The 22,500-nt window shown below is 63.6% G+C and carries 20 protein-coding genes and 1 other RNA gene; 15 read left to right on the top strand and 6 right to left on the bottom strand.

The window, feature by feature from the left end; all coding sequences use genetic code 11:
• Positions 1–216 precede the first annotated feature (216 nt).
• From ffs to nirD, 13 genes are all read left to right on the top strand, one after another.
• Positions 217–315, top strand: an RNA gene (gene ffs, locus BJN45_RS16275) — signal recognition particle sRNA small type.
• Positions 316–342: 27 nt separating this feature from the next.
• The gene (dnaX, locus tag BJN45_RS16270) at positions 343–1,953 is read left to right on the top strand and encodes a DNA polymerase III subunit gamma/tau (protein ID WP_076097131.1); all 1,611 of its coding nucleotides are present in this window, start codon (positions 343–345) and stop codon (positions 1,951–1,953) included.
• Positions 1,954–1,965: 12 nt separating this feature from the next.
• Entirely contained in the window at positions 1,966–2,289 is a 324-nt protein-coding gene (locus tag BJN45_RS16265) for a YbaB/EbfC family nucleoid-associated protein (protein ID WP_076097129.1), read from the top strand.
• Between the two features lies 1 nt (position 2,290).
• Entirely contained in the window at positions 2,291–2,890 is a 600-nt protein-coding gene (gene recR / locus BJN45_RS16260; RefSeq protein WP_076097128.1) for a recombination mediator RecR, read from the top strand.
• 104 nt (positions 2,891–2,994) lie between these two features.
• Positions 2,995–3,591 carry a ubiquinol-cytochrome c reductase iron-sulfur subunit gene (gene petA, locus BJN45_RS16255; RefSeq protein WP_076097126.1) on the top strand — a complete coding sequence of 199 codons (597 nt, stop codon included), beginning with the start codon at positions 2,995–2,997 and terminating at the stop codon, positions 3,589–3,591.
• Between the two features lies 1 nt (position 3,592).
• On the top strand, positions 3,593–4,894 hold the full coding sequence (locus BJN45_RS16250; protein ID WP_076097125.1) for a cytochrome b: 1,302 nt from the start codon (positions 3,593–3,595) through the stop codon (positions 4,892–4,894).
• An 11-nt stretch (positions 4,895–4,905) separates the two neighbouring features.
• Positions 4,906–5,625 carry a cytochrome c1 gene (locus tag BJN45_RS16245; protein ID WP_083651379.1) on the top strand — a complete coding sequence of 240 codons (720 nt, stop codon included), beginning with the start codon at positions 4,906–4,908 and terminating at the stop codon, positions 5,623–5,625.
• Between the two features lie 83 nt (positions 5,626–5,708).
• Positions 5,709–6,305 (top strand): glutathione S-transferase N-terminal domain-containing protein, encoded by a 597-nt coding sequence (locus BJN45_RS16240; RefSeq protein WP_076097121.1) that lies wholly within the window; start codon positions 5,709–5,711, stop codon positions 6,303–6,305.
• Positions 6,306–6,307: 2 nt separating this feature from the next.
• The gene (locus BJN45_RS16235; protein ID WP_076097120.1) at positions 6,308–6,739 is read left to right on the top strand and encodes a ClpXP protease specificity-enhancing factor; all 432 of its coding nucleotides are present in this window, start codon (positions 6,308–6,310) and stop codon (positions 6,737–6,739) included.
• Positions 6,740–6,867: 128 nt separating this feature from the next.
• Complete coding sequence (locus BJN45_RS16230) at positions 6,868–9,591, top strand: nitrate reductase (protein WP_076097118.1); 2,724 nt, start codon at positions 6,868–6,870, stop codon at positions 9,589–9,591.
• A 19-nt stretch (positions 9,592–9,610) separates the two neighbouring features.
• Positions 9,611–10,600, top strand: a complete 990-nt coding sequence (gene ybiB / locus BJN45_RS16225; RefSeq protein WP_076097177.1) for a DNA-binding protein YbiB — start codon at positions 9,611–9,613, stop codon at positions 10,598–10,600.
• 231 nt (positions 10,601–10,831) lie between these two features.
• Positions 10,832–13,276, top strand: a complete 2,445-nt coding sequence (gene nirB / locus BJN45_RS16220) for a nitrite reductase large subunit NirB (protein WP_076097117.1) — start codon at positions 10,832–10,834, stop codon at positions 13,274–13,276.
• 26 nt (positions 13,277–13,302) lie between these two features.
• Positions 13,303–13,614 carry a nitrite reductase small subunit NirD gene (gene nirD, locus BJN45_RS16215; RefSeq protein WP_076097115.1) on the top strand — a complete coding sequence of 104 codons (312 nt, stop codon included), beginning with the start codon at positions 13,303–13,305 and terminating at the stop codon, positions 13,612–13,614.
• A gap of 3 nt (positions 13,615–13,617) precedes the next feature.
• Here nirD and phnX read toward each other — a convergent pair whose 3' ends face one another.
• From phnX to BJN45_RS16185, 6 genes are all read right to left on the bottom strand, one after another.
• Positions 13,618–14,430 carry a phosphonoacetaldehyde hydrolase gene (phnX, locus tag BJN45_RS16210; RefSeq protein ID WP_076097114.1) on the bottom strand — a complete coding sequence of 271 codons (813 nt, stop codon included), beginning with the start codon at positions 14,428–14,430 and terminating at the stop codon, positions 13,618–13,620.
• Between the two features lie 27 nt (positions 14,431–14,457).
• Positions 14,458–15,693 (bottom strand): NAD(P)/FAD-dependent oxidoreductase, encoded by a 1,236-nt coding sequence (locus tag BJN45_RS16205; protein WP_076097175.1) that lies wholly within the window; start codon positions 15,691–15,693, stop codon positions 14,458–14,460.
• 4 nt (positions 15,694–15,697) lie between these two features.
• The gene (locus BJN45_RS16200) at positions 15,698–16,816 is read right to left on the bottom strand and encodes a 2-aminoethylphosphonate--pyruvate transaminase (protein WP_076097112.1); all 1,119 of its coding nucleotides are present in this window, start codon (positions 16,814–16,816) and stop codon (positions 15,698–15,700) included.
• Between the two features lie 20 nt (positions 16,817–16,836).
• On the bottom strand, positions 16,837–18,540 hold the full coding sequence (locus tag BJN45_RS16195; RefSeq protein ID WP_076097111.1) for a putative 2-aminoethylphosphonate ABC transporter permease subunit: 1,704 nt from the start codon (positions 18,538–18,540) through the stop codon (positions 16,837–16,839).
• A complete protein-coding gene (locus tag BJN45_RS16190) occupies positions 18,537–19,604 on the bottom strand; it encodes a putative 2-aminoethylphosphonate ABC transporter ATP-binding protein (protein WP_076097109.1) in 1,068 nt (355 codons plus the stop codon). The genes BJN45_RS16195 and BJN45_RS16190 overlap by 4 nt, the downstream gene beginning before the upstream one ends.
• 65 nt (positions 19,605–19,669) lie before the next feature.
• Positions 19,670–20,701, bottom strand: a complete 1,032-nt coding sequence (locus BJN45_RS16185) for a putative 2-aminoethylphosphonate ABC transporter substrate-binding protein (protein ID WP_083651376.1) — start codon at positions 20,699–20,701, stop codon at positions 19,670–19,672.
• 134 nt (positions 20,702–20,835) lie between these two features.
• Here BJN45_RS16185 and BJN45_RS16180 point away from each other — a divergent pair, with 134 nt between their 5' ends.
• Positions 20,836–21,594 carry an FCD domain-containing protein gene (locus tag BJN45_RS16180; protein ID WP_205750615.1) on the top strand — a complete coding sequence of 253 codons (759 nt, stop codon included), beginning with the start codon at positions 20,836–20,838 and terminating at the stop codon, positions 21,592–21,594.
• Positions 21,587–22,447 carry an EamA family transporter gene (locus tag BJN45_RS16175; RefSeq protein ID WP_076097108.1) on the top strand — a complete coding sequence of 287 codons (861 nt, stop codon included), beginning with the start codon at positions 21,587–21,589 and terminating at the stop codon, positions 22,445–22,447. The genes BJN45_RS16180 and BJN45_RS16175 overlap by 8 nt, the downstream gene beginning before the upstream one ends.
• The last annotated feature ends 53 nt before the right edge of the window (positions 22,448–22,500 follow it).

Below are 22,500 nucleotides of genomic sequence, written 5' to 3'. Positions count from 1 at the left end.
CCCGAACAGGACCGTGAAACAGATGAGCGCCAATGATAGTGAGCTTCCGCTCGCGAAAGTAGGTCACCGCCAGGCTCCCATTACAAAACCCCCTGCTCATACCAGCAGGGGGTTTTTGCGTCTACTCTACGGAAAACCATTGATGCCACAGCTTGTCTGCTGAATTCCTTTGTTCGGCCAGAGAGCAGGCGCTATCTCTGTGTTAGAATCCTCAGTGGCGGGTCTCCCCGCATTGCAGGATGGTGAACCTGGTCAGGTCCGGAAGGAAGCAGCCACAGCTATTTACTGCAAGTGCCGGGGGTTAGGCTCGCCACTTTCATTTTTTGCTTTGGTGTGGGGCGCATGAGTTATCAGGTTCTCGCGCGCAAGTGGCGACCGCGCAATTTTTCGACACTAGTCGGCCAGGAACACGTTGTCCGTGCGCTGACTCATGCGCTGTCGGAACAGCGCCTGCATCATGCCTATCTTTTTACCGGCACGCGTGGTGTCGGCAAGACGACAATAGCCCGAATTCTTGCCAAGTCCCTGAATTGCGAGACGGGCATCACGGCTACACCTTGCGGAAAGTGCTCGGCTTGTCTCGAAATCGATGCCGGGAGATTCGTTGATTTGCTCGAGGTTGACGCTGCGACCAACACGCGCGTCGACGAGATGCGACAACTGCTGGAAAACGCGGTTTATGCTCCAACCAGGGGCCGTTTCAAGGTCTATGTGATTGACGAAGTGCACATGCTTTCAACCTCGGCATTCAATGCCATGTTGAAGACGCTTGAAGAGCCGCCCGAGCACGTCAAATTCATTCTTGCCACTACCGATCCGCAAAAGATTCCGGTTACGGTTTTGTCGCGCTGTCTGCAATTCAATCTGAAGCAGATGCCGGTTCTGTCCATATCCACGCATCTGGCCCACATACTTCAGGCCGAGGACATTCCTTTCGAAGCCACTGCGCTCGCGTTGATTGCCCGTTCAGCCGCAGGCAGCATGCGCGATTCGTTATCCTTGCTTGATCAGGCTATTGCGCACGGCGCAGGCAAGGTCGACGAGGCGCAAGTCCGGACGATGCTTGGCAGCGTCGATCAGGATCACTTGTTTTCTATTCTCGAGGCCTTGCAGGAAGGCAACGCTTCAGCGTTGCTCCAGGTGGCCTCGGCGCTTGCTGTCCGCAGCCTTTCCTTTGCCGGTGCCTTGCAGGAACTCGGGGCGCTGCTGACGCGCATTCAGGTTGCCCAGTGCGTGCCGACGGCGATTGATGACGAGGATCCTGACAGGGCCAGGGTGGTTGCGTTGGCGACAGCGCTTTCGCCGGAGTATGTGCAGCTCGCCTACCAGATTGTCAATGTCGGGCGTTCCGAACTGGCGATGGCCCCGGACGAGCATGCAGGATTCGTGATGACTCTCCTGCGTCTGCATACTTTCCGCCCGCGCAGCGTGGCCGAAGTGGTGGATTCGGCCCGGCCATCCCCCAGGGGAGGGGCTGAGCCTGTACGCCAGGTTGTACCTGTGGCTGCTCAAGTCAAGCCACCAGTCACTGAGCTGCCTTCGGCTCCGAGAAGTGTCCCTGTGGCAGGAAAGGTAGCTGGTGACTGGCATGAAATTGTTGCCGCGCTGCCGCTGTCCGGTTTGGCAAGGGAACTGGCAATCAACTGTGAATTGAAGGAGATTGGCGAGGGGCATTGTCTATTGTGCCTCCCGCCCAGTGTGGCCCATTTGCAGATGAAGCCATCGCCGGAAAAATTGCAACAGGCACTCAACGAATATTTTGGTCGTCAGGTGCTGCTCAAGATTGAGGTTGGCAGCCCGTCGGCTGAAACCCCGGCGGCGATAGCCGGGCGCCAGCGCCAGGAGCGTCAGGCGCTGGCTGAGAATGCCATTGAGCAGGATCTTTTTGTTCAGGAGGCGATCGATGCACTTGATGCCTCTATTGTGGAATCTTCCATTAAACCAATTGATTGACGGAGTAGCACCATGATGAAGGGTGGCTTGGGTGGTCTGATGAAACAGGCCCAGATGATGCAGGAAAATATGAAGAAGGCTCAGGAGCAGTTGGCCCAGACGGAAGTCGAAGGGCAGGCCGGGGCCGGGATGGTGAAGGTCCTGATGACCTGTTCGCACGATGTTCGCCGTGTCTCGATTGATGCATCGGTGATGGACGACAAGGAAATGCTTGAGGATCTCGTGGCCGCCGCAATCAACGATGCGGTGCGGCGTGGCGAAGCCTTGAGTCAGGAGAAAATGGCTGGTTTTACCTCCGGACTCAATTTGCCCCCGGGCTTCAAGTTGCCGTTCTGACGTGAATTCAAGTGGCCTCGATGCGCTGATCGAGGCGTTGCGCTGCCTGCCCGGTATCGGTCCCAAGTCTGCGCAGCGCCTTGCTTATCATCTGATGCAGCACGACCGGGCGGGTGCTGCCCGTCTCGGTGAGTCTATCCAGCATGCGTTGTCGGCAGTGCGTCATTGTCAGCGCTGCAACACTTTTACCGAACTCGATATTTGCGAACGCTGTGCTTCGCCACGGCGTGATCCGGAGTTGCTGTGCGTCGTCGAAACCCCGGTGGATATGAACATGATGGAGCAGACGCTTGCCTATCAGGGCCTCTATTATGTTCTGATGGGGAAAATCTCTCCGCTGGACGGTATCGGGCCGCGGCAGCTTGATCTGGAGCGTCTTCTGACGCGGGCCACTGATGGCGTCGTGCGCGAAGTGATTCTGGCGACCAATTACACCAACGAGGGTGAAGCGACCGCGCACTACATCACGGCAATGCTCAAACCACGGGGTATCGGGGTCACCCGGATTGCCAGAGGCATTCCGGTTGGTGGTGAGCTTGAGTACGTGGATAGCGGTACGCTGGCCCAGGCATTGCGCGAACGCAAGAGCCTCGGAGCCTGATAAGACGCGACAGCGTCTTTTAACAGGGGTTCCGTTGGCGTATAATTTAGCGTTTGTTTCTAAACCCATTCTAAACCCATCCAATTCCTTTAGGGGTCAGCGTTATGAGCAATCAAGGGAAAGTGGACTGCGGTCGGCGGCGTCTTGTCGTCGCGACTGCGGCCGTGGGCGGTGTAGGCGCCGTTGCTGCGCTTGTGCCGTTCGTATCCAGTTTGCTTCCGTCCGAACGTGCCAAGGCAGCAGGCGCTCCGGTCGAAGTCGATATCGGCAAACTGGAGTCTGGTCAGATGATCACCGTCGAGTGGCGCGGCAAGCCTGTCTGGATTATCAACCGGACCCAGGAAATGCTCGATACGCTGCCCAAGCTGGCCGATCAAATGGCAGATCCGAAGTCGGAAAAGAATCAACAGCCTGCTTACGCGCAAAATGAAACGCGTTCGATCAAGCCGGAACTGCTGGTTGTTGTCGGCATCTGTACCCACCTCGGTTGCTCTCCTTCCTCGAAATTCAAGCATGGTGCCGAAGAGGGAATGTCCGCTGACTGGCTCGGGGGCTTCCTTTGCCCTTGCCATGGTTCCACTTTCGACTTCGCCGGTCGTGTTTTCAAGGCGAAGCCTGCACCGACCAATCTCGAAGTTCCGCCGCACGTGTATCTGACCGATACCCGGATCCTGATCGGCGAAGACAAGAAGGGGGCATAAAATGGCTGGTGGAAATTTCGAAAAGTACAAGTCTGACGGTTCGCTCGGCGGCAACGTCCTGGAATGGGTGGACGCCCGTTTCCCCGCGACCTCGATGTGGAAGGGACACCTTTCCGAGTACTACGCACCGAAGAATTTCAACTTCTGGTATTTCTTCGGCTCGCTGGCCCTGCTGGTTCTGGTCATCCAGATCGTCACAGGCATCTTCCTGGTCATGCACTACAAGCCCGATGCCGCCCTGAATGCCGCCGGCGTTCCGGTGGCCTTTGCCTCGGTCGAGTACATCATGCGCGATGTCCCCGGTGGCTGGTTGATCCGCTACATGCACTCCACCGGTGCTTCGGCTTTCTTCATCGTGGTCTATCTGCACATGTTCCGCGGGTTGATCTACGGTTCCTACCGCAAGCCGCGGGAACTGACCTGGCTGTTCGGCGTCGGCATCTTCCTGGTGCTGATGGGTGAAGCCTTCTTCGGTTATCTGCTGCCGTGGGGCCAGATGTCCTATTGGGGCGCGCAGGTCATCGTCAACCTCTTCGGCGCGATTCCGCTGGTGGGCAACGATCTGTCGATCCTGATCCGCGGCGATTTCGTCGTCGGTGATGCGACGCTGAACCGCTTCTTCTCCTTCCACGTGATTGCTTTCCCGCTCGTCCTGATCGGTCTGGTTGCTGCCCATATCCTGGCGCTGCACGAAACCGGTTCGAACAATCCGGACGGTGTTGAAATCAAGGAAAAGAAGGACGCAAACGGCATTCCGCTCGACGGCATCCCGTTCCATCCCTACTACACGGTCAAGGATATCGTCGGTGTCGTGGTCTTCCTGATGGTTTTCTCCGCGGTCATGTTCTTTGCGCCGGAAGGTGGCGGTTTCTTCCTGGAAACGCCCAACTTCTACCCGGCCGATCCGCTGAAAACCCCGCCGCACATCGCGCCGGTCTGGTACTTCACGCCGTACTACTCGATCCTGCGTGCCATCGTCTGGAATTTCTTCGGTCTTGATGCGAAGTTCTGGGGCGTTGTGGCCATGGGCGCTTCCGTGGTGATCTTTGCCGCGCTGCCCTGGCTTGACCGCAGCCCGGTGAAGTCGATCCGCTATCGCGGTCCGATCACCAAAGTGATGATTGCGCTGTTCGTGGTCTGCTTCTTCATCCTCGGTTATCTGGGCACCCAGTCTCCGTCGCCGATGGGTGAGCTGATTTCCCAGATCTGTACGGTGTTCTATTTCGGCTTCTTCCTGGCCATGCCATGGTGGTCCCGAATGGACAAGTTCAAGCCGGTCCCGGAACGTGTAACCGTCAAGTGAGGATGCACAAAATGAAAAAATTTCTCATCGCATTGCTCTTCGCACCGGTTCTCGCGTTCGCCGCGGGTGCCAGCATCCACCTGGACAAGTGGCCGGGCTCGGTCAGTGACAAGGCTTCGCTGCAGAATGGTGCCAAGCTGTTCGTCAATTACTGCATGAACTGCCACGGCGCATCGTACATGCGCTACCAGAACCTGACCGATCTTGGTCTGACCGAGCAACAGGTCAAGGAAAACCTGATGTTCACCTCTGACAAGATCGGTGATCTGATGATGGTGGCGGCTCGTTACGACGAGCAGAAAAAATGGTTCGGTGCCGTTCCGCCGGATCTGACCATCATTGCCCGTGCCCGTGGCGAACTTGGCAACCCGGGTGCTGGTGCTGACTGGTTGTACACCTATCTGCGTACCTTCTATCAAGACACGAAGCGTCCGACCGGCTGGAACAACGTTGCGTTCGAAGCCGTCGGCATGCCGCACGTCCTGTGGGAACTGCAAGGAACCCAGGTCATGAATCCGGAAACGCACAAGCTGGAACTTGCTGTTCCCGGCAAGATGAGTCCGGCTGAGTTCGACAAGGCAGTTTCCGACCTTGTTGGCTTCATGGTCTGGATGGGCGAGCCGAAGCAGGAGTTCCGTCAGACGCTGGGCATTTTTGTTCTGGCATTCCTGGCATTGCTCTTCGTTGTGGCTTACGCTCTGAAGAAGGAATACTGGAAAGACATTCACTGATCCTCGCCGGGTCTGTTGACGGCATCGTGGGTTTGGCTTCGGCCAGCCCCCGGTGCCGAATCTCATTTTGAGGGCTACTAAACATGATGAACCTCTACTCGGGCACCACCTGCCCTTTCAGTCACCGTTGCCGTATTGTCCTGTTCGAAAAGGGCATGGATTTTCAGGTCATCGACGTTGATCTTTTCTCCAAGGCCGAAGAAATGGCTGCGATCAATCCGCATGGCCGCGTGCCGGTGCTGGCCGAGCGCGATCTTGTCCTGTTCGAGCCGAACATCATCAACGAGTACATTGACGAACGCTTCCCGCATCCGCAACTGATGCCGGCTGATCCGATCATGCGTGCCCGTGCCCGCCAGTTGCTGATCGGCATGGAACGCGAGATCTTCTCGCACATGGAGATCATCGAGAAGAACAGCAAGGCCGCCGACAAGGCGCGCCAGGAGATCAAGGCCCGTCTGACCGAGATCGTGCCGATCTTCAACAAGCAGAAATTCATGCTCGGTGATGAATTTTCCATGCTCGACGTCGCCATCGCGCCGTTGCTGTGGCGTCTCGACCACTACGGCATCGACCTCGGCAAGGCTGCGGCACCGCTGATGAAGTACGCCGAACGGATCTTCAGCCGCCAGGGCTTCATCGACGCGCTGACGCCGTCTGAAAAGGCCATGCGCAAGTAAGCATGGAACTCCCGTCCACCAAGCCTTATCTTGTTCGGGCCATCTGGGAATGGTGCTGCGATAACGGGTTCACCCCGTATATCGCAGTCCAGGTCGACTCGCGCACGCAGGTGCCGCGCGAATTCGTCCGGGATGGCCAGATCGTGCTCAACCTGGGGCCGGATGCAACCAACAAATTGCAGATGGGCAACGAGCTGATCGAATTCCAGGCACGTTTTGGCGGTGTGGCGCGTGAGCTTTCAGTGCCTATCGGCCAGGTGTCGGCAATCTATGCGCGCGAAAATGGCGCCGGGATGGCTTTCGATATCGGTGAAACTGCGCTAGCGACAGATGCCGGCGAAGAAATTGAACAGCCCGGTCAAGATGGTAATGACGAGCCGCCGGAGCCGCCACGCCCAACGACTGGGCGGCCAAACCTGCAACGCGTCAAATAGGGACATCAACTGCGGTCCACGCACCAAAAAGGGGAAATTCCATTCGGGAATATCCCCTTTTTTCATTCAAGTCATTGATTTTCATGGGTGGCATGTCTGTTGCTCAACAGGCATCCGGAAGGAAAATCATGAATCAGGAAGTCAAATCCACCTGTTGTTATTGCGGCGTCGGCTGCGGCGTATTGATCCGTACGGACGGCATTACGGTCCAGGGCGTGCGCGGCGATCCGGAACACCCGGCCAACTACGGACGTTTGTGCACCAAGGGCGCATCCCTGCATCTCACGGCGCAGGGCGAGGGGCGCCAGCGCCACCCGGCCTTGCGTCCGGCACGCGATCGTCAGCCCGAACAGGTGTCGTGGGCACAGGCCCTTGATACTGCGGTCGACCGTTTTGCCGGCATCATCCGCGAGCATGGGCCGGATTCCGTGGCTTTCTACATCTCTGGCCAGTTGATGACCGAGGACTACTATGTCTTCAACAAGCTGGCCAAGGGGCTGATCGGCACCAATAACGTCGATACCAATTCGCGGCTGTGCATGTCGTCGGCCGTCGCCGGCTACAAGCAGACCCTGGGGGCCGATGCGCCGCCTTGCTGCTACGAGGATATCGGCCAGGCCGGGGTGATCCTGATCGCCGGCGCCAATCCGGCGCTGGCCCACCCTATCGTCTTCCGCTACATCGAGGATGCGCGCGCCGCCAACCCGGCGTTGAAGATCATCGTCGTCGACCCGCGCCGTAGCGAAACCGCCGAGATCGCCGATCTGCACCTGCCCATCCTGCCCGGTAGCGATATCGCGCTGTTCAACGGCATGCTCCACGTGATGCTGGCCGAAGGGCTGGTGGATGGCGATTACATCGCTCGCCATACCAACGGCTTCGATGAGTTGGCTGGCAACCTGGCGGAATACACGCCGCAGCGGGTCGCCGGATTGTGTGGCATCCCCGCTTCCAGCATCGTTCGCGCCGCCCGCTGGTTTGCCACGCAGGGGCCGGCGTTGTCGCTGTATTGCCAGGGCCTGAATCAGTCGGCGCACGGCACGCACAACAATGCCGCGTTGATCCATCTGCATCTGGCCACCGGCCAGATCGGCAAGCCTGGCGCCGGGCCGTTTTCGTTGACTGGCCAGCCGAACGCCATGGGTGGTCGGGAAGTGGGCGGTCTGGCCAACCTGCTGTCGGCCCACCGCGATCTCGCCAATCCCGAGCACCGGGCCGAAGTCGCCGCGTTGTGGGGCATCCCCGACGTGCCGGCAAAACCGGGAAAAGCTGCGGTCGACCTGTTCAAGGCACTGGAAAGTGGCGAAATCAAGGCGGTGTGGATCGCCTGCACCAATCCGGCGCAGTCGCTGCCAAACCAGGCCAGCGTCCGCGCCGGGCTGGCGCGGGCCGAATTCGTCGTGCTCCAGGAAACCTTCGCCGACACCGACACCGCCGCTTACGCCGACCTCTTGCTGCCGGCCACCGGCTGGGGCGAAAAGCACGGCACGGTGACCAATTCCGAACGGCGCATCACGCGCGTGCAGCCGGCCGTTGCGCCGCTGGGCGAAGCCCGTCACGACTGGCAGATCGTCGTCGATTTCGCCCGCCGGTTGGGGCGGAAACTGCAGAATCCTGCGGTCGACCGGCTGTTTCCGTACGAAACCGTCGAATCCATTTTTGCCGAGCACTGTGTCACGACGCGCGGTCGCGATCTCGACATCAGCGGCCTGTCCTACTCCGTGCTCGAACAGCAAGGGCCGCAGCAATGGCCTTTCCCGGAAGGTGCCAGCCAGGGGCAGCAACGCCTGTACGCTGATGGCCGCTTCCCGACCGCCGATGGTCGGGCGCGCTTCATTGCCGTGGCGCATCAGGCAACGGTCGAGGTGCCGGGCAAGGAACATCCGCTCAGCCTGCTGTCGGGGCGCCTGCGTGACCAATGGCACGGCATGAGCCGGACCGGCATCGTGCCGCGCCTGTTCAATCTCGACGACGAGCCGCTGCTGGCCATGCATCCCTGCGACATGCGCCATCGCCAGCTTGACGACGGCGACCTGGTCCGCCTGTTCAACGGCCGCGGCGAGATCGTCGTGCGCGTGGCTTCGCGCCCCGGGCTGGCCCGTGGTCGGGTGTGGATGCCCATGCACTGGGGCAGCCGCTTCATGAACAGCGCCGGCGTCAATGCGCTGGTCGGCGATGCGGTCGATCCGTACTCGCAGCAGCCGGAACTGAAGCACGCGGCGGTCGAGGTGGCGAAGAGCGAACTGAACTATCCGCTGGCCGTGATCCGCCGCTGCAGCGACGTTGCCGAAGCGCTGCGCGTGCTCGATGCGGCGCGTAGCCTGCTGCCCGATTTTGCCTACGCCAGCGTTGGACTTTACGGCCGGGCCAGTCCGCTGGTCGTTTTCCGCGCGGCTACCGCCGAGCCGGCGACGGCCCGCGCACTGGCGGCGATCGATCGCTGTTTCGGCCTCGATGGCGAGACCGGCGCCATTGTCTATACCGACGCAAAACGCCATATCGCCAAGAAAGCCATCGCCATCGACGGCCAGCTGTTCGGCGTTCGCCTGGCTGGCGAAACTGTCGCTCAGGCCTGGCTCAAGCAGGCCATGGCCGAAGGCGGGCTGGACGCCAGCCTGTTGCGTTTCGCCCTGGCGCCGAGCGCCGCGGCACCGGTCAGCGTCAGTACCCGGCAGATTGTCTGCAAGTGCGCCGATGTCAGCGACGACCAGATCGTTAGCGCCATCGCGGGCGGCGCCGACCTTGCCGGCTTGCAGGAAAGCCTGAAATGCGGCACTTTCTGCGGCGGTTGTATCCCGGACATCAAGCGCCTGCTGACCCGGCAGGCCCAACAACACCCAGAGGCAGCCTGAGGCCCGAATGGAGGAGACTGTGAGTTACGCTCAATACATCAAGGAAATCGGTCGCGGTGCCCAGGGCTCGCGCAACCTCTCGCCGGAGGAAGCGCGGCAACTGTATGCGGCGATGCTCGATGGCGGCGTGCCCGATCTGGAACTCGGGGCGATCCTCATCGCCTTGCGCGTCAAGGGCGAATGCGTCGACGAAATGCTGGGTTTCATGGCTGCCATCGACGGCCGCATGAATCTGCTCGACATGCCGCACGGCCGGGTGCGCCCGGTGGTGCTGCCCAGCTACAACGGCGCCCGCAAGGAAGCCAACCTGACGCCGCTGCTGGCCCTGCTGCTGCAGCGCTTCGGCGTGCCGGTGCTGGTGCACGGTCTGCTCGAAGGTTATGGCCGGGTGACCAGTGCGCAGATCCTGCGCGAACTCGGTCACATGCCGGTCGGTTCGGCGCAGCAGGCGCAGCAGACGCTGGCCGAAAAGGGGCTGGCCTTCCTGCCGCTCAACGCGCTCTGCCCGGGGCTGCACAACCTGTTGTCGCTGCGTGCCCGGATGGGCGTGCGCAACAGCGCCCACAGTCTGGTCAAGCTGCTCAATCCTTTCCGCGGCGAGGCTGTGCTGGTGGCGCCGGCGACCCATCCCGACTTCATCACGCTGATGCGCGACATCCTTGTCGAGCGCGGCCATCGTGGCCTGCTGTTGCGTGGTACCGAAGGCGAGCCGGTAGCCAATCCGAAGCGCCGGCCGCGTCTCGAATACGTGCGCAACGGTGCCGTCGACGTGCTGTTCGAAGCCGAACACGACAGCCTGCGCGGCTTGCCCAACCTGCCCGAAGCCTTCGATGCGGTGAGTACCGCACGGTGGACGCGGCGCGTGCTGGAAAAGCAGTTGCCCCTGCCCAAGCCGATCGCCAACCAGCTGGCTTGCCTGCTGGTGGCCAGCGGTTACGTCGATGATCTGAACCAGGCCAAGGCCATTGTCGCCGTCGAGGCGACCGGCCTGCTGATGGGCGGCAACTGACGCAGCAATGCACTGCGCTGGTAGTGCAGGCACGCAATTGGTGCGTCGCTGTTGCGGTCGACGGGTGAAATTCGTTAAAAATCAATACCCTGATCCGCTGGCACGCGGATTGCACTGAAGTAGCCGAAAGCAGCGAATCAACCGCCAACGGGGGCGGTCCGATGGCAACGACGTCATGCGCTGAAACATCTTTGCACCGCAAGGTGCGCGCAACGTTGGAGCCCCGTCATCATGAGCAAACCCCGCCTGGTACTGATCGGCAACGGCATGGCCGGTGTCCGGACCATCGAAGAACTGCTGAAGATCGCCCCGGATCACTACGAGATCACGATCTTCGGCGCCGAACCGCATCCCAACTACAACCGCATCCTGCTGTCGCCGGTCCTCGCTGGCGAAATGACGGTGCCGGAAATCGTCCTCAACGAGCTTGAGTGGTATGCCCGCAACGGCATCACGCTGCACACCGGCAAGCAGGTCGTCGCCATCGACCGCGTCCGCCGCAAGGTGATCGCCGACGACGGCAGCGAGGCGCCGTACGACCGCCTGCTGGTCGCCACCGGCTCGACGCCCTTCATGCTGCCGATTCCCGGCAACGACCTGCCTGGCGTCATCGGTTACCGCGACATCAAGGACACCGACGAGATGATCGCCACCGCCAAAGTGCACAAGCACGCGGTTGTTATCGGCGGCGGCCTGCTCGGGCTGGAGGCCGCCAACGGCCTGAAGCTGCGCGGCATGGACGTGACCGTCGTGCATATCGGCCCGTGGCTGCTCGAACGGCAGCTCGACGAGACGGCCGGGCGGATGTTGCAGCAGTCGCTGGAAGACAAGGGTCTGAAGTTCCTGCTGCAGAAGCACACCGAGATGCTGGTTCAGGGTGAAAGCGGGCGCGTCGCTGCGGTGCGCTTCAAGGACGGCATGCAGATTCCCGCCGACCTCGTCGTCATGGCTGCCGGCATCCGCCCCAACTACGCGCTGGCCGAGAAGTCGGGCATCTATTGCAACCGTGGCATCGTCGTCAACGACACGATGCAGACCTACGACCCGAAGATCTACGCCGTCGGCGAATGCGTCAGCCATCGTGGCATCGCCTATGGGCTGGTGGCGCCGCTGTTCGAGCAGGCCAAGGTCGCCGCCAATCATCTGGCCGGTTACGGCATCGGCCGCTATACCGGCTCGGTGACCTCGACCAAGCTGAAAGTCACCGGCATTGACCTGTTCTCGGCCGGCGAATTCATGGGCGGCAAGGACACCGAGGAAATCGTCCTCAACGACCCGCACGGCGGCGTCTATAAAAAGCTGGTGATCAAGGACAACAAGCTGGTCGGCGGCGTCATGTACGGCGACACGGCCGATGGCCCGTGGTATTTCCAGTTGCTCAAGGACGCCCGCGACATCCACGACATCCGCGACTCGCTGATCTTCGGCCAGAGCCTGGTCGGCGACGTCGGCCACGCCGGCAACAGCAAGGCGGCCTTGATGGCCGACAGCGCCGAGGTCTGCGGCTGCAACGGCGTGACCAAGGGAACCATCGTCAAGGCGATCAAGGAGCAGGGCCTGTTCACGCTCGACGAGGTCAAGAAGCACACCAAGGCCGCGTCGTCCTGCGGTTCGTGTGCCGGGCTGGTCGAGCAGATACTGGCTTCGACCATCGGCGGCGCCTACTCGCCGGCGGCCTCCGACAAGAAACCGATCTGCGGCTGTACCGAACATTCGCACCAGAAAGTGCGCGAGGCGATCCGTGCGGAACACCTGACCAGCAAGGAAGCGGTTTTTGCCGAATTGGGCTGGTCGACCGCAAACGGCTGCGAGAAGTGCCGGCCGGCGATCAACTACTACCTGATCTCGACCTGGCCGCACGAAGCCAAGGATGATCCGCAGTCACGGCTGATCAACGAGCGCTCGCACGCCAACATCCAGAAGGACGGCACCTATTCGGTGGTGCCGCGGATGTGGGGCGGCCTGACGACGCCCAACGAACTGCGCGCGATTGCCGACGTCGCCGAGAAGTTCAACGTGCCGACGGTGAAGGTCACCGGCGGCCAGCGCATCGACCTGCTCGGCATCAAGAAGGAGGATCTGCCCGCCGTCTGGGCCGACCTCAACGCCGCCGGCATGGTTTCCGGCCACGCCTACGGCAAGTCGATCCGCACCGTGAAGACCTGCGTCGGCGCCGAACATTGCCGCTTTGGCACGCAACTGGCGATGGACATGGGCGTCAAGCTGGAGAAGATGCTGTTCGACATGTACGCGCCGCACAAGGTCAAGCTGGCCGTCTCCGGCTGCCCGCGCAACTGCGCCGAGGCCGGCATCAAGGACGTCGGCGTGATCGGCGTCGACTCCGGCTACGAGCTCTACGTCGGCGGCAACGGTGGGATCAAGACCGAGGTTGCGCAGTTTTTGTGCAAGGTGAAGTCGGACGAGGAAGTCATGGAATATTCCGGCGCCTTCCTCGAACTCTACCGTCAGGAAGGCTGGTACCTGGAGCGCACCTGCCACTGGCTGGAACGCGTCGGCCTCGATTACGTCAAGGGCCGCATCGTCGAGGACGAGGATGGCCGGCGCACGCTGTACGCCGCGCTGGTCGCCGCGCTGAAGGACGCCAAGGACCCGTGGTCGACCTCGCGCGAAGCGCAGCCGATCAAGCAGTTCATCCCGATTGCGGTCGACGCCTGAAAACAAGAGAAAACGAGGACAAGCCAATGAACCACTGGAAACTGATCTGCAAGCTGGAAGACATCCCGCCGCTCGGCTCGCGCATCGTCCGGCCGCAGAAGGGCGGCGACATCGCCATTTTCCGCACCAGCGACGACAAGGTCTTCGCGCTGCACGACAAATGCCCGCACAAGGGCGGGCCGCTGTCGCAGGGGCTGGTGCACGGCGAACGCGTGACCTGCCCGCTGCACGGCTGGAACATCGGCCTCGCCGACGGCCAGGCAGTGGCGCCGGACGTCGGCGGTTGCGACCGCTTCGATGTCAAGGTCGAGGCCGGCGAGGTCTTCCTCGCCCTTTGAGTTTTACGGGCGCTCGCCCTGGTGCAGGCGGCGCTCGATGTCGTCGAGCACCGGCAGCAGGTCGGCGACGCTGTCGATGACGTAATGTGCGCCGGCGCTGGTGAATTCGGGGGCGATGCGGGCGCGCAGGGCCGCCAGTTCATCCGCTGTCGCTGCCGTGAATTCGGCCTCGGTCAGGCCGGCCGGGCTGCCGGAAAGCATCAGGCCGACTGTCCACATGCCGGCGTTGCGGCCTTCGTGGATGCCCGGCAAGGTGTCGTCGACCTTGACGCAGCGGGCGACGTTGCCGATCTTCAGGTCGAGCACGCACTGCAGCGCCATCCACGGGCCGGGGCGGGCGCCGGCGGCGAGGTCGTCGGCGCAGACGGTACAGTCTGGCGTGTAGCCGTTGGCGGCGGCGACCGTCATCAGTTTTTCCATGACCACGCGCGGGTAGCCGGTGGTCGAACCGATCTTCAGGCCGCGTTTGCGCAGCGCGGCGACCGTCTCCCGCGTGCCGGGAATCAGCGCCGCGTGGGCGCCGACGCGCTCGACCTGCAGCGGCAGGAAGGTGCGGTAGATGTGGTCGATGTCGTCGTTGTTCATCGCCCGGCCGAATTTTGCCTGCCAGCGGGCGTTGACCGCAGGATCGCGGCCGAGCGCCTCGATGTGCTGCCATTTGCCCAGGCCCATCGGGCCGCGTGCTTCGGCCAGCGTCAATTCGAAAGCGAAAGCTGCGCGGAAGGCGTCGACGAAGATCTGGGTCGGCGCGAAGGAGCCGAAATCGACCGTCGTGCCGGCCCAGTCAAAAATGACGGCTTCAAGTTGTTCTTGCATGGAGTGTCTCCGTAGGGTGTCGGCGGTTCAGCCGGAAGTTTTTTGTGCCCGCGCGGCGGCGCAGGCGGCGAGGAATTCGCGGGAATAGGGATCGAAATTGCCGTGCCGGCCGGGTGCGCTTGGCAGCGGATCGACGAAGGGTGTGGCGCCACGGATCAGTTCGCCGATCAGCCGACCGACGCCGCCGGCGAAGCTGATTCCCGAGCCATTGCAGCCGCTGGCGACGAACAGTCCGGCGATCTGCGGCGCGGCGCCGACGACCAGTTGCCGGTCGGGCGTGTAGTTGCTCGGCCCGGTCAGGTAATGGGCGATGCCCAGCGTCTCAAGCGCCGGGAAATACGGTGTCAGTTCATCGGCGCCCTCGGCCAGGTTGGCCCAGCCGTCAGCATCGTCCGGGTCGAAGACGAAACCGCCGAGGTCGGCCGGCAGCGTGCGCGCGTCGGCAACCGCCGGCTGGCGTTCGCGGATACCGAAGAGCAGCGCGCCGACCTCGGGCCGCGCGTAGGCGCGGATCGCCGGCATCAGCACGATGGCGCCGTCGCGCGGAAAGATCGGCGCCGGCTCGCTGATCCAGTACTGGCTGCGCACCGGCGCCATCGGCAGCGGCAGGCCGAGATCGACGCTGAGGCTGTTGGCCCAGGCGCCGGCGGCGTTGACGACAACGCTGGCAGCGCGGCGCCGGCCATCGGCCAGCTCAATGCCCCAGACGCGGCCGGCTTCGACGACGATGCGTGTGACTTCGGCCGTCTCGCTGCGCACGCCGAGCGACACGGCGGCGCGCAGCAGTGCGGTGGCGAACAGATAGGGTTCGACGTAGCATTCGTCGGGGAAGAAGACCGCGTGATCGAAGCTCTCCGGCGCCAGCCAGGGCGCGCGGGCGAGTGCTGCGGTCTGGTCCAGCCAGGTGCAGGCGATACCCTGCGTGGCGGCCTTTTCGGCGCGCGCCTGCAGCGTGGCGAGATGGCTGGCCGGGGCGACGTGCAGCGCGCCGACCGTGCGCCGGCCGATGTCTTCGCTGAATTCGTTCTCGAGTTCGGCGATCGTGCGGAAGGTCTGGCGGGCCAGTGCGATCTGAGCGGCGTCGTCGCGCACCATGGTGACCAGCGCCGCTGCCCGGCTGGTCGCGCCGGCCGCCGGCTGCAGGCGCTCAAGCACAAGGACGCGCTCGCCCAGCCCGTGGCGGGCGAGTTCGTAGGCGACAGCGGCGCCGAAGATGCCGCCGCCGATAATCAAAATGTCGCGGTCGACCGGTGAATTTGTCATTTTTTCAGCCGTCGACCGCAACATTCATCGCGCGCAGCGTCGCGCCGACGGCATCGATCACCTTGGCCATGTCCTGCGTCGTCAGCGCGCCGATGCAGCCGACACGGAAGGTGTCGACTTCGGTCAGCTTGCCCGGGTAGAGGATGAAACCCTTGTCGCGCACCGCCGCGTAGAAGGTCTTGAAGTCGTAGTTCGGGCCACTCGGCGCGTGGAAGGTGACGATGATCGGTGCCTGGTGTTCGGGCGCCAGGAAAGGCTTGAGGCCAAGTCCGGCCATGCCGTCGACCAGTGCCGCGCAGTTGGCGGCGTAGCGGGCGTGGCGGGCGTTCAGGCCGCCTTCCTCGGCGTACTGCGCGAGGGCGGCGTGCAGCGCGACGACGACGTGGGTCGGCGGCGTGAACCGCCATTGCGTCGTCTTCTGCATGTACTGCCACTGGTCGTGCAGGTCCATCGCCAGCGAATGGCAGTTGCCGGCGGCGGCTTCCAGCGCGCTCTGGCGGACGATGACGAAGCCCATGCCGGGCACGCCTTCCAGGCATTTGCCGGAGGCGGCAACCAGCGCCGTGATCGGCGTCGTGCGCAGGTCGATGTCGAGGGCGGCGAAGGAGCTCATCGCGTCGACGATCAGCTCGCGTCCCTGGCGGGCGACGGCGGCGGCGATCTCGGCCAGCGGATTGAGGATGCCGGTGCCGGTTTCGCAATGGACCTGGGCGACGTGGGTGATCGCCGGGTCGGCGGCGAGCGCCGCTTCGATGGCCGCCGGGTCGGCCGGTTGGTCTTCGGCGAAGCGCAGTTCGACGGCCTCGCGCCCGAGGTAGCCGAGAATCTTCAGGATGCGCGCGCAGTAGGCGCCGTTGTTCGGCACCAGCACCTTGCCGTGGCGCGGCACCAGGGTGCCCAGCGCGGCTTCCACCGAGAAGGTGCCGGAACCCTGCAGCGGCACGCAGACGTGGCTGTCCTCGCCGTGGGCGATGGCCACGAGCTGCCGGCAGACGTCGGCGGTGATGGTGTTGAAGCCGGCGTCCCAGGAACCCCAGTCGTGCAGCATCGCCTGCTTGGTGCGCAGCGAGGTGGTCAGGGGGCCGGGGGTGAGCAGCAGCGGGTCGCGGTCGACGGCGTACATGGGGATTTTTCTCCGGAGAATCAGCGTTGGCCCTGGCGCCAGGCCTGGTGGCGGCGGAAGAGCAGGTGGGTGACGAGCGAATAGAGCAGGCTGATCGTTGCCGAAGTGAGCACAATCAGTGTCGCCATCGCCGCTGCCGGGCCGAGTTCGCCGGCCTCGTCGAGATTGAGGATGGCGACCGAGGCCGGCAGCGTTTCCGGCGAGTAGAGGAAGACCAGCGCCGACACCGTGGTCATCGCGTTGATGAACAGGTAGCGGGCGATTTCCAGCACCGCCGGCAGGCACACCGGCAGCGTCACCCGCCACAGCGTGACGAAGGGCGACACCTTGAGCGAGGCCGAGACCGCTTCGAATTCGCGGTCGATCCCCTTCAATGCAGTGACGGCGGTCAGGTGGCAGGGCGTGTAGAAATGGACGATGGTGGCGATGACCATGATCGTCAGCGTGTGGTACAGCCCGTTCAGCGGGTTGTCCGGCCCATTGAAGAAGAGGATGTAGCCGATGCCCAGCACCAGCCCGGGCACGCCCATCGGCAGCGCGGCCAGCGCACGGACCAATGGCCGCAGTCCGGCCGGGCCGCCCTGGCCTTTTTCCAGCAGCCAGGCGGTGAAGAAAACGAAAGGCGTGCCCAGGAGCGCGGTCAGGCCGGCGATGCGCAGGCTGTTCAGCCAGGCGTCGAGAACGCCGGCCTCGGCCAGGCCGTAGACGTAGTGGTCGAGGCTCAGTTCCAGGTTGTACGGCCAGAAGCGGACCAGCGAGGTATAGGCGGCCATGCCCAGTACGCCAAGCATCGCCGTCGTCAGCAGCAGGCAGTAGAACAGCAGCGGCAGGTCGCGGCGCCAGTCCGGGCGCGGCCGGTAAGGCACGGCGCGGGCGGTCAGTCCCGATTGCTGGCGGCGCTGCAGGTGCCAGTCGATGACGAAAGCGAGCAGCACCGGCAGCAGTAGCAACAACGCGACGACGGCGCCCCGGCCGAAATTGTGCTGGCCGACGACCTGGACGTAGATCTCGACGGCGAGCACCTGGAAGTTGCCGCCGATCACCTTGGGAATGCCGAACTCGCTGACCGAGTAGGCGAAGACGACGAGCGCCGCGCTGATCAGCCCGTAGCGGGCGCCGGGCAGCGTCACCGTGACGAACTTGCGCCAGCGTGAAGCCGACAGCGCGTCGGCGGCTTCGTAGAGACGGCCGTCGGCGGTGGCCAGCGCGACGACGAGGATCATCAGCGCATGCGGGAAGCTGGCGTAGACGGTGGCCATGACGATGCCCACCGGCCCGTAAACCGAGGTTTCGCCGAGCCAGGCCTTGAGCACACCCTGGGTGCCGAACCACTGGATAAAGGCAATCGCGCCGACCAGCGACGGGCCGAGCAGCGCCGACAGCCCGATGATTCGCCACAGCCCGCGCAGCGGCAGGCAGGCACGCTCGATCGCGTAAGCATAGACGAAGGCCAGCGGCACGGTGATCGCGGTCACCGCCAGTGCCACCCACAGCGTGTTCCAGACCGCCGTCGCCATGCCCGGCGTTGCCGCGAACTCGGCGAAGCGGGCCAGGCCGAAGGCGCCGGCATCGTCGCGGATGGCGCCGAGGAGCAAGGCGCCGAGTGGCAGCAGCAGGAAGATCGCCAGCGCCACGGCAGCGAGCAGCAGCAGCGGGCCGCCCAGGCGCTCGCTGAAGGTGGCGCGGCGGCCGGGCGGCAGCGTACTCAGGCCGGCGACCTTCATGCCGCCTCCGGCAGCGGGCGCAGGTGTTCGGCCGGGATGCCGACGCGCAGCGTCGCGCCCGGACGGATTTCGCGGCCGCACAGGTAGTTGCTGGAAAACTGGGCGACCAGCGGGCGGCCGTCGCCGGTTGCCGCCTGCAGCGTGACCAGCGAATAGGCACCGAGGAACTCGCATTTGACGACGTGGGCGTAGAAACTGTTCTCGCCCTGGTCGAGCGTGTCGTGCAGGCGGATGTCTTCGGGCCGGACGTAGAAGCGCTGGTGGCTGCCTTCGCCGGCGGGGGCGGCGCAGCGCAGCAGCAGATCGCCGATGCGGACGTGTTGCGGGCCGGCGCCGGTGGCGTCGAGCAGGTTGCCGCGACCGATGAAGTCGGCGACGAAATCGTTGCCCGGCGCCCGGTAGATTTCCTGCGGCCCGCCGATCTGCTGGATGCGGCCGCCGCGCATGACGACGATGCGGTCGGCCATGGCCAGTGCCTCTTCCTGGTCGTGGGTGACCATGATCGTGGTTACGCCGAGCCGGTTCTGCAGGCTGCGGATTTCCGAACGCAGGCGGACGCGTTCGATGGCGTCGAGGGCCGACAGCGGCTCGTCGAGCAGCAGCAGGTCGGGTGACGTGGCGAGCGCGCGGGCCAGCGCGACGCGCTGTTGCTGGCCGCCGGAAAGCTGCGCCGGGTATTTCGGCTGGCTGCCCGGCAGGCCGACCAGTTCGAGCATTTCCTCGACCCGGTTGTGGATCAGCCGGCGGTCGGCGCGGCGGCTGTTCAGGCCGTAGGCGACGTTGTCGGCGACGCTGAGGTTGGGAAACAGCGCGTAGGACTGGAAGACGATGCCGTAGTCGCGTAGCGCCGGCGACAGTTGCGAGATGTCGCGGCCGGCGTGGACGATGCGCCCGCTGTCCTGTCGCTCGAGGCCGGCGATCGCCCGCAGCAGCGTCGTCTTGCCGCAACCGGACGGGCCGAGCAGGACGAGGAATTCGCCGCGCTCGACGGCGAGATCGATCTGCTCAAGGGCGACGAAGGCGCCGTAACGCTTGGTCAGTTGCGTGATTTCCAGATGGGCCATGGATGTCTCGTGGTGAACGGCTGAACCACCCGCCCCGGTTGTGGAGCGGGTGGTAAGGGTTGGCCTTATTTCTTCGGCTCGGACTTGGTCGAATAGCGTTTCTGCCACTCGGCGAGGATCGCGTCGCGGTTCTTGCCCATCCATTCGAAATCGTTTTTGACCAGGCGCTGCTCGTAATCGGCCGGCACGTATTTCAGGCGGGTGGCGATGCCGGGCATGGCGACGACGGCGAAATTCTTCGCGTACAGTTCGTTGGCTTCGCGGGTCGTTGCCCAGTCCGACAGCTTCTTTGCTGCTTCAAGCTTCGCCGTGCCCTTGACGATGGCGATCGACTCCATGTCCCAGCCGAGACCTTCCTTGGGGAAGATGATGTCGATCGGGGCGCCCTTGGCGCGCACCGTGTTGGCCCGGTACTCGAAGGCGATGCCGACCGGGAACTCGCCGGCGCCGGCCATGACGCAGGGTTTCGAGCCGGAATGGGTGTAGACCGCAATATTTTCGTGCAGCTTGTCCATGTAGTCCCAGCCAGCCTTTTCGCCGAACATCTGCAGCCAGGCGGTGACGTCGAGGAAGCCGGTACCCGACGAGTTCGGGTTGGGCATGACGATCTTGCCCTTGAATTCCGGTTTCAGCAGGTCCTTCCAGCTTTCGATGCGGGGCAGGCCTTGTTTCTGCATCTCGGCGACGTTGTAACAGATCGCCGCACCCCAGACGTCCATGCCGACCCAGGTCGGCGTCGCGCCGGCCGAGCGGAAACGCGGGTTGAGCGCCTTCAGGTTGGCCGGGGCGTAGGGCTGCAGCATCTTCTCGCGGTCGAAGACGACCATGCTGGAAGCGGCGACACCCATGATCACGTCGGCCGCCGGCTTGGCCTTCTCGGCCAGCAGCTTGGCGGTGATGATGCCGGTCGAGTCACGCGTCCATTTGATCTCGATGTCCGGGTGCGACTTGTTGAAGGCTTCCTGATAGGCCTTCAGTTGATCGGTTTCCAGTGCGGTGTAGACATTCAGGACCGTCTTGTCGGCGTGGGCGGGGAGTGCTGCGGCCAGTGCGAAGCCGGCGACAGCAAGACTGCGGACAATATGCTTCAGGTTCATGCGGATTTCCTCCAGGAGTGAATGACGGGATTCCTCGGGCGTCGGTCTGTCATCGAACTGACATCACGGCGCACTAGACTGGCTTCATCTTAGTGATCGTTTATTGCAGATTGTTGACAATCTACAAAATGTTTATGAATTACAATCTGGCTTTCGATTCCCGCGAGACGGACATGTCCGAGCAACACGCCACTCCCGTCGATACCGTGCTGGCACTGGTTCAGCGCAACTCGCTGACGCGCCTGGTCGGCGAGGCACTGGAGAAACTGATCCTTTCCGGCGAACTGTCGCCGGGCAGCAAACTCAATGAGGCCGCGTTGGCCGAACGCCTCGGCGTGTCGCGTGGGCCGCTGCGGGAAGCCTTCCGCACACTTGCGGAAACCGGGCTGATCCGCCAGGAAAAGAATCGCGGCGCCTACGTCCGCGAGATCGAACTGGCCGAGGCGGCCGATATCTACGATGTCCGCGCCGGGCTCGACGCGACCGCCGGGCGCCTGCTCGCCGGCCGGATCACGACGGCGCAACTGGCGCTGCTGCGCGAATTCGCCGCCGGCATGCAGCGGGCGGCGGCGACCAACGACGTCGATGCCTTCCACACACTCAACCTGGCCTTCCACGACCGCATCGTCGAGATGACCGGCAACGTCGCGCTGATTGACGTCTATCGCCGGCTGGTCAAGCAACTGGCGCTGTTCCGCCGGCGCAACCTGCTGGCACCGAGGGCGATCCCGCATTTCGCCGACGAACACAGCGCGATTGTCGACCGGTTGGCCGCCGGCGACGGTCCGGGGGCGGCCGAAGCGCTGTATCAGCACGCCCAGGGCGGCCGTCAGCGCATGCTGCGCGACGGCGAACTGGCCGCGATGCCGGCGGCCGGCGAAAAACATGCCTGAAACCGGGTTGACCGTAACAGTCACGCTGGCGGTCCTTGCCGCAGCCTTGCTCCACGCCGGTTGGAATGCGCTGATCCGCGGGGCCGGTGACAAGGGGCTGTATACGTTGCTGCTGCATGCCTGCAGCGGTTTCCTGGCGATCTTCGCGCTGCTTTTCCTGGGCTTGCCGGCGGCAGCCAGCTGGCCCTACGTCGTCGCCTCGGCGCTGCTGCACACGCTCTACATCGCCTGGCTGATGCGTGCTTACGACGGCGGCCAGCTGGCGGTCAGCTACACGCTGATGCGTGGCGTGCCGCCGCTGCTGGTCGCGCTGGTCTCGGCGCCGGTGCTCGGTGAGTCGCTGGGCATGGGGGGCTGGCTTGGCATCGCGGCGATCTGTGGTGGAGTCCTTGGGATCGGTTTCGCCGGTGGCCTGACGCCGGGGCGGGCGCTCGCCCACCCGGCCAGCCGCGCGGCACTGCTCAATGCCCTGGTGATCGCCGCCTATACCGTCGTCGACGGTATCGGTGCGCGCCTTTCCGGCAATCCGCTGGGTTACGCCTGCAGTCTTTTCGTCTGCGAGCCGCTACTCATCCTGGCCTGGCAGTACCGCCAGCGCGGCCCGGCGATGCGTGCCTATTTCCGCAGTCACTGGCGCCTCGGCGTTGCCGGTGCGCTGTGCTCGACCAGTGCTTACGCGACCATCCTGTGGGCGATGACGCTGGCGCCGGTGGCGATGGTTGCTGCGCTACGCGAGAGTTCGGTGGTTTTCGCCGTGCTGATCGGCAGCCTGTGGTTCAAGGAAGGGCGTCTGCGCCCTGGGCTGCTGGCCGGTGCCGGCGTCGTGCTCGGCATTTTCCTGCTGCGCGGCTGAGCGGGCACTTAATCCCCGGCGGGCTGTCAATACGCCTTCCGGCGGACAGCCGC

The organism is Azonexus hydrophilus (assembly GCF_001956855.1).
GTDB lineage: Bacteria > Pseudomonadota > Gammaproteobacteria > Burkholderiales > Rhodocyclaceae > Azonexus > Azonexus hydrophilus_A.
Note: the sequence above shows the minus strand (reverse complement) of the source record. Positions and strands in the feature narration are given on the sequence as shown.

Coding starts and splice junctions, on each gene's coding strand:
- petA (WP_076097126.1), top strand. CDS start 2,995: ATGAGCAATCAAGGGAAAGTGGACTGCGGTCGGCGGCGTCTTGTCGTC.
- BJN45_RS16205 (WP_076097175.1), bottom strand. CDS start 15,693: ATGACAAATTCACCGGTCGACCGCGACATTTTGATTATCGGCGGCGGC.
- BJN45_RS16190 (WP_076097109.1), bottom strand. CDS start 19,604: ATGGCCCATCTGGAAATCACGCAACTGACCAAGCGTTACGGCGCCTTC.
- BJN45_RS16185 (WP_083651376.1), bottom strand. CDS start 20,701: ATGAACCTGAAGCATATTGTCCGCAGTCTTGCTGTCGCCGGCTTCGCA.
- BJN45_RS16180 (WP_205750615.1), top strand. CDS start 20,836: ATGAATTACAATCTGGCTTTCGATTCCCGCGAGACGGACATGTCCGAG.
- BJN45_RS16265 (WP_076097129.1), top strand. CDS start 1,966: ATGATGAAGGGTGGCTTGGGTGGTCTGATGAAACAGGCCCAGATGATG.
- BJN45_RS16250 (WP_076097125.1), top strand. CDS start 3,593: ATGGCTGGTGGAAATTTCGAAAAGTACAAGTCTGACGGTTCGCTCGGC.
- dnaX (WP_076097131.1), top strand. CDS start 343: ATGAGTTATCAGGTTCTCGCGCGCAAGTGGCGACCGCGCAATTTTTCG.
- BJN45_RS16230 (WP_076097118.1), top strand. CDS start 6,868: ATGAATCAGGAAGTCAAATCCACCTGTTGTTATTGCGGCGTCGGCTGC.
- nirB (WP_076097117.1), top strand. CDS start 10,832: ATGAGCAAACCCCGCCTGGTACTGATCGGCAACGGCATGGCCGGTGTC.
- nirD (WP_076097115.1), top strand. CDS start 13,303: ATGAACCACTGGAAACTGATCTGCAAGCTGGAAGACATCCCGCCGCTC.
- BJN45_RS16235 (WP_076097120.1), top strand. CDS start 6,308: ATGGAACTCCCGTCCACCAAGCCTTATCTTGTTCGGGCCATCTGGGAA.
- BJN45_RS16175 (WP_076097108.1), top strand. CDS start 21,587: ATGCCTGAAACCGGGTTGACCGTAACAGTCACGCTGGCGGTCCTTGCC.
- BJN45_RS16245 (WP_083651379.1), top strand. CDS start 4,906: ATGAAAAAATTTCTCATCGCATTGCTCTTCGCACCGGTTCTCGCGTTC.
- BJN45_RS16195 (WP_076097111.1), bottom strand. CDS start 18,540: ATGAAGGTCGCCGGCCTGAGTACGCTGCCGCCCGGCCGCCGCGCCACC.
- phnX (WP_076097114.1), bottom strand. CDS start 14,430: ATGCAAGAACAACTTGAAGCCGTCATTTTTGACTGGGCCGGCACGACG.
- BJN45_RS16200 (WP_076097112.1), bottom strand. CDS start 16,816: ATGTACGCCGTCGACCGCGACCCGCTGCTGCTCACCCCCGGCCCCCTG.
- BJN45_RS16240 (WP_076097121.1), top strand. CDS start 5,709: ATGATGAACCTCTACTCGGGCACCACCTGCCCTTTCAGTCACCGTTGC.